This window comes from Enterobacter sp. AN-K1 (genome assembly GCF_020971765.1).
Taxonomy (GTDB): domain Bacteria; phylum Pseudomonadota; class Gammaproteobacteria; order Enterobacterales; family Enterobacteriaceae; genus Enterobacter; species Enterobacter hormaechei_C.
In genome coordinates, this window is the sequence record NZ_CP087390.1 from 3,716,476 (window position 1) to 3,731,794 (window position 15,319).

General features: G+C 55.6%; 10 protein-coding genes. 7 read left to right on the forward strand and 3 right to left on the reverse strand.

Translation table 11 applies throughout. From position 1 onward, the window contains the following. Positions 1-128 precede the first annotated feature (128 nt). On the reverse strand, positions 129-1,244 hold the full coding sequence (gene iroB / locus LOC22_RS17650; protein ID WP_017384908.1) for a salmochelin biosynthesis C-glycosyltransferase IroB: 1,116 nt from the start codon (positions 1,242-1,244) through the stop codon (positions 129-131). Positions 1,245-1,914: 670 nt separating this feature from the next. Between iroB and LOC22_RS17655 the strand changes: the two genes are divergently transcribed. The 6 genes from LOC22_RS17655 (at position 1,915) to LOC22_RS17680 (ending at position 10,079) form a co-directional block, all read left to right on the forward strand. Continuing rightward, positions 1,915-3,102: an efflux RND transporter periplasmic adaptor subunit gene (locus LOC22_RS17655; RefSeq protein ID WP_047727423.1), complete on the forward strand. Its 1,188-nt coding sequence runs from the start codon at positions 1,915-1,917 to the stop codon at positions 3,100-3,102. Continuing rightward, positions 3,099-5,039, forward strand: a complete 1,941-nt coding sequence (locus tag LOC22_RS17660; RefSeq protein ID WP_047727425.1) for a MacB family efflux pump subunit — start codon at positions 3,099-3,101, stop codon at positions 5,037-5,039. The genes LOC22_RS17655 and LOC22_RS17660 overlap by 4 nt, the downstream gene beginning before the upstream one ends. A gap of 3 nt (positions 5,040-5,042) precedes the next feature. After that, entirely contained in the window at positions 5,043-6,413 is a 1,371-nt protein-coding gene (locus tag LOC22_RS17665; RefSeq protein ID WP_047727427.1) for a TolC family protein, read from the forward strand. Positions 6,414-6,597: 184 nt separating this feature from the next. Then, on the forward strand, positions 6,598-7,974 hold the full coding sequence (locus LOC22_RS17670) for a glycoside hydrolase family 1 protein (protein ID WP_032670263.1): 1,377 nt from the start codon (positions 6,598-6,600) through the stop codon (positions 7,972-7,974). A 51-nt stretch (positions 7,975-8,025) separates the two neighbouring features. Further along, positions 8,026-9,348, forward strand: coding sequence for a PTS sugar transporter subunit IIC (locus LOC22_RS17675; protein ID WP_023296170.1), 1,323 nt, complete (start codon positions 8,026-8,028; stop codon positions 9,346-9,348). 14 nt (positions 9,349-9,362) lie between these two features. Next, positions 9,363-10,079 (forward strand): GntR family transcriptional regulator, encoded by a 717-nt coding sequence (locus LOC22_RS17680; RefSeq protein WP_230239094.1) that lies wholly within the window; start codon positions 9,363-9,365, stop codon positions 10,077-10,079. 41 nt (positions 10,080-10,120) lie between these two features. Here LOC22_RS17680 and ldtB read toward each other — a convergent pair whose 3' ends face one another. After that, positions 10,121-11,041, reverse strand: a complete 921-nt coding sequence (ldtB, locus tag LOC22_RS17685) for a L,D-transpeptidase (RefSeq protein ID WP_015571042.1) — start codon at positions 11,039-11,041, stop codon at positions 10,121-10,123. Between the two features lie 222 nt (positions 11,042-11,263). Between ldtB and LOC22_RS17690 the strand changes: the two genes are divergently transcribed. Then, a complete protein-coding gene (locus LOC22_RS17690) occupies positions 11,264-12,859 on the forward strand; it encodes an ABC-F family ATPase (protein ID WP_003858434.1) in 1,596 nt (531 codons plus the stop codon). Positions 12,860-12,951: 92 nt separating this feature from the next. Here LOC22_RS17690 and LOC22_RS17695 read toward each other — a convergent pair whose 3' ends face one another. Continuing rightward, positions 12,952-15,315, reverse strand: a complete 2,364-nt coding sequence (locus LOC22_RS17695) for a TIM-barrel domain-containing protein (protein ID WP_230239095.1) — start codon at positions 15,313-15,315, stop codon at positions 12,952-12,954. Between the last annotated feature and the right edge of the window lie 4 nt (positions 15,316-15,319).

A 15,319-nucleotide genomic window follows, 5' to 3' on the forward strand; every position in this document is an offset into this window, starting at 1 on the left:
TCTGTAAACAATAGGATCCAAGTCGGATCGCTGTGCAAAAAAAAGCGCCAGCCCGATCCGGTCCCGCATTGTTACGGGCGTATCTCCTGGATGCGTGCTGGCGTATGATCGTCATGACGGCGTAGTGGCTACCCTTTCTGTACCCTCGCGATCAGGCTTTTCGCCACCTCGCTCGGACAGGGTTGCGCTGCCATTTCCGCCGCTACCTCTTCAGAGGCGTCGCGAAGCGCGCGATTGTCGAGGAAAGCATTGATCATGCTGCTCGACAGGCCGTCGTCGCCGGGGATGATCCCGCAGCCGCGTTCGACAACAGCGCGGGCATTTACCGGGCGATCGGCACCCTGGCCGAAGACGATCTGTGGAATACCGGCGTGCAGCGCCGTCAGGGTATTGCCCGCGCCACCATGATGAATGAAGCCATCTGCGCCGTTCAGGAAGGCTCCCATGGGTATCCAGTCGACCAGGCGAACATTTGAGGGCAGTGAGCGCAGATCCGACCGCGCATTGGCCGAAAGATGCAGGATGATCTCGGCATCGACTTCACTGGCGGAATCCATCACCCAGGCGATCAGGTCAAGGCCGTCGACCATCGGTTTGACGGTACCGAGACTCACCAGCAGACGTTTACGGTCGGGCGTCCTCTCCCACCACGGTTCCCACACCGCGCCGCCGTTGTACGGGACGTACTGCATGGGAATAATGGGTTCTCCGTCGTTTTCAAGAATGCTCATGCTCGGTGGTGTTACGTCGATCCAGGCCATATCGCGCGGTGCGGCCCCAACGCCGTGGCGATGATAGGCGTCCGCGAGCGAACGCGTTACGCCTTTGATATGCCAGGGCGTATGGCCGAAGCCGACGGTTTGCATTACGACCGGTATATCGTATTTGGCGGCAATCAGAGGCCCGATGACCCCGAGCGGCGGGTAGATGATGAGATCGGGCCGCCAGTGTCCGGCAAACTCCACCAGGTGGTCGGCCATCTCTTCGCTGAAGAATGAGAAGTTGCCCATTTTTGTGCCGATGTTGCTTTCTTTTCGCTGTGCCTCGCGGCGGCGATAGTCAGCTTCAGAATCAAAACCGGGTGCGGCGTCAAATACCACCAGCCCTGCTTCTGCCGCTTTTTGGGCGAATTTTCCTCCGCTGGCGATCAGCACTTCATGGCCGTTAACGCGAAACGCCTGTGCCAGAGACAGCACAGGATACAGCAGCCCATAGAGAGGCGGGCCTACAAACAAAATACGCATGAGAAAATCCCTCTCCGCTTGACGAACTAAATCAGGAAGTCGACGCAGTCATATGCCAGCAGCAGGACGTTAATTTTCGTTAAGCCTGCTTTGACAGACGCTGCGTCCTTTTTGAGTTTCACCAGCCTTACGAACGGTCCTGTCGCTGACTGTTCCGTGACGTAGGCTGGTGAATCGGGAATTCCTTGTCCCGGCTTCCATTAACGCTTACGCGCCGTTGTCCTTTTGAACAGCCCAGGCGGCGTCGTGCTGCCACGCCGCGGTGTTCAGATGCATTTGTTGAGTGTGAGACCGTTCAACAAACCTGGAGAGGCTTGTTTCCTGATACCTCTGTATACCTTGCCAGATAAACCATCAGTGCAAATGCTAATGATAATAATTACTATTATCATATGTGAGTTGCAACTATAATTAAGCACTTAATGCACAATGAATCGATTATGGGAAAAATCGCAGGTGGGGCTCAGCAAAAGGGGACTCTGTGGATTTAGGCACAAAATCCCACGCTTGCGGCGGTTTACAGGCGGACCTGGTGATTCTGTGTAATTGATGGCGGGGGTCTACGATGACGCTACTTCACCAAATAGCGCGGGTTTACCTCCCGTAAATACTGGCGATGTTACTATGATGCCTGATTCACTGCTGTTTATCGTTATGGAAAACCTGCGTAATGTTAACAAAATTCCCTCCCCGACGCGTAATGACCTGTGCTGCGGCTCTGCTAATTATTTTTAGCATCGCCTTGTTCTTCTTCCTGAGAAGCCCCGAGGTTCCTGAGTATGTTACCGCTCCAGTACGCATCGGCGATATTGAAAACGCCGTACTTGCTACCGGTCGAATTGATGCGATTGAGCGGGTCAACGTTGGGGCACAGGTTTCTGGCCAGGTTAAGTCGCTGAAAGTGAAGTTAGGCGATCGTGTCACTAAAGGACAGCTCATCGCTGAAATTGATGACGTGCCGCAGCGGAATGATTTACGCAACGCAGAAGCTGCTCTCAACGTGGTAAAAGCGGACCTTCAGGCTAAGCAGGCGCAGTTGAAGCAAGCCTCATTGCGTTTTAAGCGCCAGCGCCAGATGTTAAATGAGGATGCCAGCTCGAGAGAAGATTTCGAAACGGCTGAAACCACGCTGGCCAGTACCCGCGCTGAGCTATCGGCACTGAATGCCAAACTCGTCCAGGCGCAAATTGATGTCGACAAGAAAAAGGTCGATTTGGGTTATACAAAAGTTGTTGCTCCCATGGACGGCATTGTTATTGCCGTTGTCACCCAACAGGGCCAAACGGTTAACTCCAGCCAAAGTGCGCCGACCATTATCAAACTCGCACGTCTGGACGTGATGACAATTAAAGCCCAGATCTCTGAGGCGGATATCACGCGAATTTCACCGGGACAGAAAGCCAGATTCACCATTTTCTCTGAGCCGGATAAGCATTATGACGCCACGTTACGTACCGTTGAACTGGCACCTGAGTCGGTTATGAAAGATGATAGCCTTGCCAGCAGTAGCTCAGCCTCAGGGTCAGGCACGTCAAATGCTTCGGTGTACTACAACGCGCTGCTGGATGTCCCCAATCCAGAAAATCGGCTGCGAATTGCCATGACAGCACAGGTGACCTTGCTGGCTGGAGAAGCTAAAAATACGTTACTGGTGCCGATTCAGGCTGTGCACAAGGTGAGTGGCAACAAACAGCAGGTGCAGATATTGACCAGTGATAACCGGCTGGAAACCCGTGAGGTCAAAACCGGCATTACTAACAGTGTGGATATCCAGATCCTGGACGGTGTAAAAGTCGGGGAACAAGTTGTGTTATCGCAGCCGGGTGAAAAAGCGCCCGGGGAAGGGTTTGTATCTTGAGTAATATCATAGAACTCAAGGGCATCAGCCGCACCTACAGGAACGGTGGACAGGATCTCACCGTGCTTAAAGGGATTGATTTGACTATCGCTGCTGGGGAGATGGTCGCGATCATCGGCGCCTCCGGTTCCGGTAAGTCAACCCTGATGAATATTATGGGCTGTCTCGATGTCCCTGATTGTGGCGATTACTTTATCAGCGGTCAAAATGCCGCCCAGCTTTCACCTGACGATCTGGCAAGGATCCGCCGTGAGCACATCGGTTTTATCTTCCAGCGTTATCATTTAATGCCCGACCTGAGCGCGTTAAGTAACGTTGAAATTCCGGCGATTTATGCCAATAGTGAGCGCGAAAAGCGCCGTCTGCGCGCGGCGACATTGCTTGGAAGACTCGGGCTGGAAGGTCGTGAACATCATAAACCGGGAGAGCTTTCAGGCGGCCAGCAGCAGCGTGTGAGTATTGCCCGCTCGCTGATTAACGGCGGTGAAATCATTCTGGCGGATGAACCCACCGGCGCGCTGGATACGCAGTCCGGTCAGGAGGTACTGTCAATACTCAGTGAACTGAATCAGCGTGGCCATACCGTGGTTATGGTGACACATGATATGAAGGTAGCGCAGCATGCTAACCGTATTATTGAGCTGCGTGACGGTGAAATTATTTCTGATACCGGCAGTCGTGTTACCTCCGGGGTTGCCCTTAAACGACCTGACAGCGTTCAGCAGAGCTGGTGGCAAAGTATTGTTGACCGTACCCGTGAATCCCTGCACATGGCGTTAAAAGCGATGAATGCGCATCGCCTGCGCACGACGTTAACCATGACGGGCATTATTTTTGGTATCGCCGCGGTTGTTACGGTGGTGGCACTGGGAGAAGGCGCGAAACAGCGAACCCTTGATAATATCAAGGAGCTTGGAACCAACGTGGTGAGCATCTACCCGGGAAGGGATTTCTTTGACGACAGCACTGAAGCCATTCGTACACTGGTCCCGGCAGACGCCGAAGCATTAGCAAAGCAGGGGTTTGTTGACAGCGTCAGCCCCGAAGTTAACGCTTCCGACAACATTCGCTTTCTGGGTAAATCCGCTACCGCCACGATCAATGGCGTTGGGCGCGATCATTTTCGCGTAAACGGTATTGAACTGTTGCAGGGATCAACTTTCCAGGACGATCGAAATGCCTCGCAGGAAGTCATCATTGATGAAAACGCCCGCAAGGCGTTATTTGACGATGCGGGACTCAAGGCACTTGGGCAAATCGTTTTTCTGGGTTCCGTGCCTGCACGGGTTGTCGGCATCGCCAAAGGGAACAGCCGAAGCTATGCGCCTAATCGCATTAACGTCTGGATGCCTTACAGCACGGTGATGTATCGAATGACAGGAAAACCGGTGTTGACCAGCATCAGCGTAAGGCTTAAGGATGATGTTGCCAACGAGGCAGCGGTCAGCGCTATTTCTCAGCTTCTCACTCAACGCCACGGCGTGAAAGACTTCCAGCTTTATAATTTCGAGCAGATTCGACAATCAATAGAACGGACCTCAATGACCTTTAGCATCCTGATTCTGATGGTGGCCTGCATCTCGCTGATGATCGGCAGCATTGGGGTGATGAATATCATGCTGGTGTCGGTCACGGAACGGACCCATGAGATTGGCGTACGAATGGCGGTCGGTGCGCGTCAGGGCGATATCATGCAGCAGTTTATGATTGAGGCTGTGCTGGTATGTCTAATAGGCGGAGTGTTAGGTATTGCACTGTCGTATGCCGCCGGAGCGCTGTTCACCGAGCTGGCAGGGGGCATTTTCACCGCCATTTATTCGTGGCAGGCCGCTGCTGCCGCATTCTTCTGCTCAACTTTAATCGGCATGATCTTTGGTTATCTCCCTGCCCGCAAGGCAGCAAGGATGGATCCGGTCGTTTCACTGGCCAGCGAGTAACCCATGAAAATATTATCCCCTTTAACGGTATGCCTTGCTGTCCTGCTTAGTGCTGGCTGCGCCGACTCTCTGAAAAGCGACTATCAGCCTCCTGAGGTGAAATACCCTGCCAACTGGTATCAGGCGGATGCTGCGGAGGAGAGGATGCCGTTCGACTGGCAGGCCTTTAACGATCCAGACTTCGACGGCTGGCTGCGGCAGGTGATGGTGCGCAATAACGATGTCGCTGGAGCAGTATTGCGTGTTTATCGCGCCCGCCTGGAAGAAGAGCGGATTGGCATCACAAACGATCCGGGACTAAAAGGTTCGCTCGCGCTTGACGGTAAAAAACAGCTGAACAGCTCAGCCAACTGGAGCAGGGGCAGCGTTGCCAGTATTAATACCAGCTATGAGCTGGATCTGTGGGGCAAAATAGCGCGGCAGCGCGATGCGAAGGCGTGGGCACGTTTTGCCTCGGAAGAGGATCTGCGTTCTGCACGCCTGACGCTGCTTTCAAATGCCAGTAATAATTACTGGCGCTTAGGCTTTATTAACCAGCAGCTGTCTGTCCTGCAACAAAGCATCGACTATGCAAAAGAGACGCTGCGCCTGGCTAACGCGCGCTATGCCGCGGGCGGTGCCTCCTCTCTGGATGTTGTGGATGCTCAGCAGGGCGTGCTTTCGCAGGAAAACAGGCTGGCGGCGTTGAAGAATGAACGTTTACAGGCGCTCAATCAGCAAGCCGTTTTGCTTGGAACCGCGCCGGGCAGCGCGATAGTCGAACCGAAAGCGTTACCAATGGGACCACTGCCGCAGGTCAGTGGAAAGATCCCGGTCAACGTGCTGCGGCATCGACCCGATATCAGCGCTAAAGAGTGGCGGGTACGGGAAGCATTGGCCACCGTTGATGTCCAGCGTACTGCATTTTATCCAGCGTTTAGTCTGACCGGCTCGCTTGGCACCAGCAGCAGCAGCCTTATGGCCTTCCTGGAAAATCCTGTCGGCTCTGTTGGAGCAAACCTGACCCTGCCGTTCCTGGAATGGAGAGAAAGGGGCATGGACGTGAAGATTGCCCGAAACGACTACGAGCAACGGGTTCTGGAGTTTAAACAGGAACTTTACAAGGCGATGAGTAGCATAGAAGATGCGCTTGCTTTGCGTCATCAACTCCTGGAACAGGAGACGCTTCTACGTGAAGGCCTGGAACTGGCGAAAAAATCAGAGAGGCTAAACGAAGTTCGCTATCGCCAGGGCGCGGTGCGAATTTCTTTCTGGCTTGATGCTCAGGAGAAACGCCGTCAGGCCGAACTGGCACTGTATGAAAATCGCTTTAACCAGTTAAATAATCTGGCAAAAATCTATATGGAGTTTGGCGGTTCGGTATCTTTCCCCTGAATTGCGCAGACTCATTTACGTCTGGCAGCAATATGACTTGCTGCCAGGGCGCAGTTCGCAAGACATCCCTCGTCATTATTCAAACCCATCTCACAAAAATCGTTCCTCCCCTTTGATCGAAATTTCATCTCCGGCTATATGACTAGTCATATCATTTAAATGACTAGTCATATAGGAGGCAACCATGAATCAATCACTGCCAGCCAACTTCTTATGGGGCAACTCGGTGTCGAGCATGCAGACGGAAGGGGCCTGGAATGAGGGCGGAAAGGGGATGTCGGTGTACGACATTCGCGAAGCCGGTGAAAATATCTCTGACTGGAAAGTGGCCACCGACTCCTACCACCGCTACCGGGAAGATTTCGACCTGATGCAGGATCTGGGCATGAACTGCTACCGCTTCCAGATCTCCTGGAGCCGCGTCTGCCCGCAGGGTGACGGCGAGTTCAACGCCGAAGGCATCGCGTTTTATGACCGTTTTATCGACGATCTGATCGCCCGCGGTATCGAGCCGATGGTCTGCCTCTACCACTTCGATATGCCGCTGGCGCTGGCGCAGGAGTACAACGGATTTAACGATCGTCGCGTCGTGGAGGCGTTTATCCGCTACGGCAAAAAGATGATCGACTGCTTTGGTGACCGGGTGAAGTACTGGCTGACCTTTAACGAGCAGAATATTTTCCACATGCCGATAGCCTTCCGCATCTCCGGCTATATGAAGGGGGAGGAAACCCTGCGCGAGCTGTACGAAGTGCAGCATCACACCATGGTGGCGCACATGGCGCTGACCGAGTACCTGCACCAGACTAAGCCGGGCAAGCTGATGGGCGGCATGCTGGCGCACCAGCTGATTTATCCGGCCACCTGCAAACCGCGTGACATCTTCTGCGCCCAGCAGTACGACGAATTCCTCAACCAGAACCTGCTGCGCGTCTTCGCGGGCCAGGGCTACAGCCCGGCGGTGATGGCGGTGGTGGAGCAGGAAGGCTTCGGCGATATCTACCGCGCAGACGATCTCGCGCTGTTTGCGCGAACGAAGAACGACTTTATGGCCTTCAGCTACTACGCCAGCAAAACGCTGGACAGCGATGCCATCCCGGAAGGCACGCCGGTGAACTATTACCTGCTGCACGGCGAGAAAAACAATCCGTACCTGAAGGCCACCGAGTGGAACTGGCAGATCGACCCGCTGGGCTTTCGCACCATCATCACCCGCTATGCCAACGACTGGCGGATGCCAGTATTCCCGATTGAGAACGGCATTGGGGTGATTGAGTCCTGGGATGGCGTAAACCCCATAGAGGATACCTACCGCATCGACTACCACCGGGCGCATATCGAGGCCATGAAAGAGGCGATGTTCGAGGACGGGGCAGAGGTATGGGGCTATCTCGGCTGGGGGTTGATTGACATTCTCAGCTCGCAGGGTGACATGCGCAAGCGCTACGGCGTGGTCTACGTCAACCGTGAAAACCACGACCTGAAAGACCTGAAGCGCGTGCCGAAGAAGAGCTATGCGTGGTTAAAACAGGTTATCCATACCAACGGACGCGAGATGTAAGCCGTACGCTGCCGGGCCGTTTTTGTGACTGATTGATGGGAACTATCCGCTATGTCTGAAACAAAAATAACACCGCACATGCAGTCTTTTGTCGATAAATTTGTTGAGTTCTCGGCGCGCCTGGCAAACCAGGTGCATCTTCGCTCCCTGCGCGATGCCTTCGCCACGGTAATGCCGATTTTCATCCTTGCCGGTCTGGCGGTGCTGGTGAATAACGTGGTGTTCCCCTGGATCTTAGAGGGCGACACGCTCACGCAGTTTAAGGTGTGGGGCGAGGCGATCATCAACGGCACGCTGAACATCGCCGCGCTGCTGCTGGCGCCGATGATTGCCTGGTCGCTGGCGCGCAACAAAGATTTCGACAATCCGGTCTCGGCAGTGGTTATCGCCGTCAGCAGTTTCATCATCATGATGCCGATGCGCTTACAGATTACTCCCGTCGGCAGCGACGCCACGGTAAACGTTACCCAGGTGCTGACGTTCGCCAATATCGGTTCCACCGGGATTTTCGCCGGGGTGCTGATTGGGCTGCTCTCAACCGAGCTGTTTATCGCCATTTCACGGCTGAAGGCGCTGCACATTTCGCTGGGGGAGAACGTACCGCCAGCGGTGAGCAAATCCTTTACCGCGCTGATCCCGACGATCCTCACGCTCTCCCTGTTTGCGGTGCTGGCGGCTATACTGGCGAACGTGCTGCACACGGATCTGATCCATCTCATTACGACATTTATTCAGCAGCCGCTGCGGCTGATCAACACCAGCCTGCCCGGGACGATCTTCATTTACAGCTTCGGTAACTTCCTGTTCACGCTCGGTATTCATCAGTCGGTGGTCAACAGCGTGGTGCTGGAGCCATTTCTGCTGATCAATACCAATGAGAATATGCTGGCCTTTGCCAACGGCCAGCCGATCCCGCACATCATCAACAACATCTTTGTGCCGACCTTTGGCATGGTGGGCGGGACGGGCAGCACAATCTCATTGCTGATTGCTATCTTCATCTTCTCAAGACAGAAATCAGCGAAGCAGGTGGCGCGTCTGTCGCTGGCGCCGGGTCTGTTTAACATCAACGAGCCGGTGATTTTCGGCCTGCCGATAGTCTTTAACCTGCCGCTGATGATCCCGTTCGTGCTGCTGCCCGCTATCGGAATTTACTTTGCGTGGCTCTGTACCACGCTGGGGCTCATGTCGCGCTGCGTGGTGATGATCCCGTGGACGACCCCGCCGATCCTCAGCGCCTGGCTGGCGACGGCGGGGGACTGGCGGGCGGTGGTGGTGCAGTTGGCAATCATCGTATTTGGTGTATTCTTCTACCTGCCTTTCCTCAAAGTTGCCGAGCGAGTGGCGTTGAAAAACAGCGGGACAGAACACTAATTTAAGGAAGGACGATGGCGGCGAAGTACATCACCATAGCGCGGGAAATTAAGAAACGCATTATCACCCAGCAGTACGCCGCCAATGAACCTCTGCCGGACCAGTTTGCGCTGGCGGCGGAGTTCAGCACCAGCCGGATGACCATTCAGCAGGCGATGCGTCAGCTGATCGTAGAAGGGCTGGTCTATACCCGACAGGGGCAGGGCACGTTCATCCGCAAAAATTTCCTCCAGCTTTCCCAGTGGGATCTCTCCGGCAGCGACTACTTCGGGGCGACCAAAACCTGGGAACATTTAGGCACGGTGACGAGTCAGGTGGTGCACTTCGAACTGCGCTTCCCGAACGAGAAAGAGCAGGCATCGCTGATGATAAATCCGAATACGCCGATCTATGACTTTATCCGTCTGCGTTTACTGAACGGTGAGCCGATGTCTCTGGACGCTACGGTAATGCCGCTCAATCTGGTGCCCGGTCTGAACAAAACCCATCTTGAAAGTTCGGTATTCCGGTATGTACAGGAGACGCTGGGGCTGAAGATCATGGGATCGTATCGGGTGGTGCGGGCGCTGAAGCCCAGTGCGCTGGATATGCAACACCTTGTCTGCGAGCCAACCGACCCGGTGCTGGAGGTAGAGCAGGTGATCTATCTTGAAGATGGTACGCCGCTGGAGTACGCCCATTGTCACTATCGCTATGACCATGGCGGCATCGTTATCGTGAATAACGGATAAAAAAAAGCGGGCCCCGCGGCCCGCTTTTTTTATTCTCACGATTAGTTCAGACGCACCGGCATACCGGAACGGTTCTGAATCGCCTGGTCAACAATGGTCGTGTCAACATCCGCCTGAGAGGTGACAGACTGCACCGCGCTGGTCAGCTTAATCGGTACGATTTCGTTGTTGTTGATCTGATCTTCGCTGGTGGACAGCGGGTTATGCACTTCAATGTAACGGCTGCCGTCCGGCTCTGACGTCGCTTTCACCGGTTCGTTAATGAACTGCACGCGCGTACCGACCGGCACGTTATCGAACAGGAATTTTATGTCTTCATTACGCAGACGCACGCAGCCGTGGCTTACGCGCAGGCCGATACCGAAGTTGGCGTTAGTACCGTGGATGGCATACAGACGTCCAATGTACAGCGCGTACAGACCCATCGGGTTATCCGGGCCGGCAGGCACAACGGCTGGCAGCGGTTCGCCGGCAGCAATGTACTCAGCGTGCATTTTGGCGGTCGGCGTCCAGGTTGGGCCCGCTTTCTTACGCTCCACTTTGGTGGTCCAGTTCAGCGGAGTGTCTTTACCCAGCTGACCGATACCGATAGGCAGCACGATCACGGTGTTGGTGCCTTTCGGGTAGTAATACAGACGCATTTCGGCGCTGTTAATCACGATACCTTCGTGCACGGTATCCGGCAGGATCAGCTGCTGTGGAATGTTGAGTACGGTACCCGCTTTCGGCAGATACGGGTCAACGCCCGGGTTCGCCTCCAGCATGTTCGACAGACCGAGCTGATACTGCGCCGCGAAGTATTCCAGCGGCTGAGAGTTCCCTTCCGGCACCGTCACCACCTGGTTTTCACCCACCAGACGGCTTCCGTCTGTCGGCAGGGGATACGTCACCGCAGACGCGGTCTTACAAAAACCTACTACGGCTAACGCCGCCGCAAAAAGCGTTGTTAATTTCATGTTCATGTTATGCGAGGTATCTAAGCCATTCTGGCGATGAGTTGATAAGTCTGAATCGGTAATGGGAGCGCATTATATGTGCATTCCCGTTAACTGGGAATTCAGATGTGTACGAAATCACATTTTTTTCGATTTTGTTAAAGTTTAGTGGATTACCGCAACACGGGATCTCAATTCGGAATTGTGGCATAATGCCGCGTTTATCACACTTTTCGCAGGAATCTCTCCGTGTTAGTTACCAGCAACGTCACTATGCAGTTTGGCAGTAAGCCGCTGTTCGAAAACATTTCCGTCAAATTTGGCGGCGGCAACCGTTACGGCCTGATTGGTGCCAACGGTAGCGGAAAATCCACCTTTATGAAGATCCTCGGCGGTGACCTGGAGCCAACGCTCGGTAACGTGTCGCTCGACCCTAACGAGCGCATCGGTAAGCTGCGTCAGGATCAGTTCGCCTTCGAAGAGTTCACCGTGCTCGACACCGTGATCATGGGGCACGCGGAGCTGTGGGAAGTGAAGCAGGAGCGCGATCGTATCTACGGTCTCGCTGAGATGAGCGAAGAAGACGGTTACAAAGTGGCCGACCTGGAAACGCAATACGGCGAAATGGACGGCTACTCTGCGGAAGCGCGTGCGGGCGAACTGCTGCTGGGCGTCGGTATTCCGGTTGAACAGCATTACGGCCCGATGAGCGAAGTCGCGCCAGGCTGGAAGCTGCGTGTGCTGCTGGCGCAGGCGCTGTTCTCTAACCCGGACATCCTGCTGCTCGACGAACCGACGAACAACCTGGACATCGACACCATCCGCTGGCTGGAGCAGACGCTGAACGATCGCGACAGCACCATGATCATCATCTCGCACGACCGTCACTTCCTGAACATGGTGTGTACTCACATGGCGGATCTGGACTACGGCGAGCTGCGCGTTTATCCGGGCAACTACGATGAGTACATGACGGCTGCCACCCAGGCGCGCGAGCGTCTGCTGGCCGACAACGCCAAGAAGAAAGCGCAGATTGCTGACCTGCAATCCTTCGTCAGCCGCTTCAGCGCCAACGCCTCTAAATCGCGCCAGGCAACGTCGCGTGCCCGTCAGATCGACAAAATCAAGCTGGAAGAGGTTAAAGCCTCCAGCCGTCAGAACCCGTTCATTCGCTTCGAGCAGGACAAGAAGCTGTTCCGTAACGCGCTGGAAGTGGAAGCCCTCACCAAAGGCTTCGATGAAGGCCCGCTGTTCAAAAACTTCAACCTGCTGCTGGAAGTGGGCGAGAAGATTGCCATCCTCGGCGCCAACGGCGTGGGTAAATCCACTATGCTGAAAACCCTGGTCGGTGAACTGCAACCGGATAACGGTACCGTGAAATGGTCTGAAAACGCGCAGATTGGTTACTACGCGCAGGACCATGAATATGAGTTTGAAAACGATCTGACCGTCTTCGACTGGATGAGCCAGTGGAAGCAGGAAGGCGACGACGAGCAGGCGGTACGCAGCATTCTGGGGCGTCTGCTGTTCAGCCAGGACGACATCAAAAAGCCAGCCAAAGTGCTCTCCGGTGGTGAAAAGGGCCGTATGCTGTTCGGCAAGCTGATGATGGAAAAACCGAATATTCTGGTGATGGACGAACCGACCAACCACCTGGATATGGAATCTATTGAGTCGCTAAACATGGCGCTGGAGATGTATCAGGGCACCCTGATCTTCGTCTCTCACGACCGGGAGTTCGTCAGCTCGCTGGCGACCCGCGTGATCGAAATTACGCCAGAGCGCGTGGTGGACTTCACCGGTAACTACGAAGATTACCTGCGCAGTAAAGGTATCGAGAGTTAAAAAAATAGCCGGGTGGCGGCTTCGCCTTACCCGGCCTACGTTCTATCCCCTCTCCCTGTGGGAGAGGGTTAGGGTGAGGGCAACAGGCCGCACTACACCACCCACTCGCCCCCTTCAACTCCGTTCACCCGCAACGTACGTTTTTCCCCCGCCGGTAATGACACCTTCAGCGCCTTCCATGCCGGACGATAGTCGCCGCGCGCATTCACCTTCAGGTTGATACTTGCGCCGTCGCACACCATCTCCCATTCCACCCACAGCGCATTGCCGTTCTGGTAGCCCCAGCTTTCGCCGTCATCCTCAAACAGCAGCCCGGCGGTGGTGCCGACGCCTTTCACCGGGAACAGTTTCAGCTCACGGGTATCGTCTTTATCTGCGCTCACGTGACGGATGCGCTCGCTGAGCGGCAAACCGGCCCCGGCGCGTACCAGCAGCGGCAGCTTTTCCAGCGGCGCATCAAGGACGATCGATTGCCCGCCCGCATACCACGCGTGAGTGTAAAAATCGTACCAGCCGGTTTCGTTATCCGGCAGCCAGACGCGGCGCTCGCGCTGCCCGGCTTCGACGACGCTGGCCACCAGCAGGTCACGGCCCAGCAGGAAGTCGTCGCACTCTTCAAACGTCTGCGCATCGTGCTCATGATCGAGGAAGGTCGGGCGCAGCATCGGCTCGTCGTCGGCGTGCGCCTGCCAGAGCAGGGTGTAGAGATACGGCAGCAGGCGGTAGCGCAGTTCAATGGCGCTGCGAATCGCAGGCGTGACGCCCGGGTACATCCACGGCTCGTTCACCGTGTGATCATCGTTCCACGAATGAATGGTAAAGCGCGGGTGCATCACGCCGTTCTGTACCCAGCGCACGAACAGCTCGGCATCCGGCTTGTCGCCGGAGAAACCGCCGACGTCGTGACCGACGTTGAACAGTCCGGACAGGCTCATGCCCAGCCCCATGCGGATGTTATAACGCAGGGTGTCCCAGTTGGTGCGGTTGTCGCCGCTCCAGGTCTGAACGTAGCGCTGCATCCCGGCGCAGCCGGAGCGGGAGATCAGATACGGACGTTTCTCCGGCGCAAAGCGCTGCTGCGCTTCCAGCGAGGCGCGCATCATCAGCAGCGGCATCACCGGGCGAATGTGCTTGATGGCGATCTCCTGACCGAAGCCATAGCAGCGCGCTTCCCCGTCCCACACTTCATACTCGTTGTTGTCGTTCCAGGTGGAGTCGATGCCCATCTCCAGCAGCTGCGTGGTCACGCCGTTCTGCCACCACTGCACCGTCTGCGGGTTGGTGAAGTCGAGATGCGATCCTTCGTCATCCCAGAAGCTGGAACGTTCAGGCGCATCGGTTTCTGAATCACGAATGAACAGGCCGCGTTCCGCCACTTCGCTGTAGCGGGGATGATCCTGCAACAGACACGGCTTGATGTTGGCCGCAAGCCGCAGCCCCGCGTCGTGGAACGCCTGGCTCATCACCTTCGGCTGCGGCACTTTGTCGTAGTTCCAGTTAAAGACGTAGCGCTTGCCGTTAATCGAGGTATAGCCGGAGGAGAGCTGGAACGAGTCGCACGGAATGGCATGCTCATCGCACAGGCGAATGAAGTTCATCAGCTGGTTTTGCGCGTCCGGCGCGTCGGTGTAGTGCATGGTCGAGCCGCTGTAGCCCAGGCTCCACTTCGGTCCGAACAGCGTTTTCCCCGTCAGGCGCACGAAGGCTTTCGTCACGTCCAGCACGCGCTTGCCGGTGAAGAGGTAGTAGTCAATATCGCCCGCTTCAGCCTGCCAGCGGCGGTAGGCGGTGTGATAGTTGTCGATTTCGTTACCCAGATCCAGCCAGCAACTGCTCAGGTTATCGTAGAACAGACCGTAGCTCACGTCATCGCGACGGGTGAGGGTGAACGGGATGTGCTTGTAAAGCGGGTCGGTGCTGGCCGCGTTATAGCCCATTGCGTCCAGGTTACGCATCTCATAGCGTTTGCCGTTGCGCTGTAAATCACCCGCTTTCTCACCCAGACCGTAAAAACGCTCATCCTTACGACGGCTGAGATAGTGCGCCACGCCGTCACCGTGGGCGTTTAGCAGGTAGGCGCTGGTCGGGCGGTCATTGACCAGCGGCAGCCATTCACCCGCCTCATTGCGGTAGTGCCACTCCAGCCACAGCGGCTGGTGGACGGTGACGCGCAGCTGTTCGGTCGCTACGGTTAACGCGTCGTCCTGCTGCGTCAGCGTCCAGGTCGGGCAGGTGAAGCCGCTGACATCGTCGCGACGGCGGCCTTCCCACGGCACATCTTGTTCCGGCGCGATGCTCCAGGTGCGGTCCAGCGCCAGCTCGCCTTTACGTTTGATCAGCACGCGGAACAGATTCTCTTCCAGTACATACAGGCACAGGCGGTGCTGGTTATCGATCAGCAGTTCCAGATGATTCGCCGACTGCGTATCGACGGTCCAGTTTTTCAGGGTTTTCATATGC

Excerpts from the sequence above, each read along its gene's own strand:
- iroB (WP_017384908.1), bottom strand. The coding sequence starts at position 1,244 with ATGCGTATTTTGTTTGTAGGCCCGCCTCTCTATGGGCTGCTGTATCCT.
- LOC22_RS17655 (WP_047727423.1), top strand. The coding sequence starts at position 1,915 with ATGTTAACAAAATTCCCTCCCCGACGCGTAATGACCTGTGCTGCGGCT.
- LOC22_RS17665 (WP_047727427.1), top strand. The coding sequence starts at position 5,043 with ATGAAAATATTATCCCCTTTAACGGTATGCCTTGCTGTCCTGCTTAGT.
- LOC22_RS17670 (WP_032670263.1), top strand. The coding sequence starts at position 6,598 with ATGAATCAATCACTGCCAGCCAACTTCTTATGGGGCAACTCGGTGTCG.
- LOC22_RS17675 (WP_023296170.1), top strand. The coding sequence starts at position 8,026 with ATGTCTGAAACAAAAATAACACCGCACATGCAGTCTTTTGTCGATAAA.
- LOC22_RS17680 (WP_230239094.1), top strand. The coding sequence starts at position 9,363 with ATGGCGGCGAAGTACATCACCATAGCGCGGGAAATTAAGAAACGCATT.
- ldtB (WP_015571042.1), bottom strand. The coding sequence starts at position 11,041 with ATGAACATGAAATTAACAACGCTTTTTGCGGCGGCGTTAGCCGTAGTA.
- LOC22_RS17695 (WP_230239095.1), bottom strand. The coding sequence starts at position 15,315 with ATGAAAACCCTGAAAAACTGGACCGTCGATACGCAGTCGGCGAATCAT.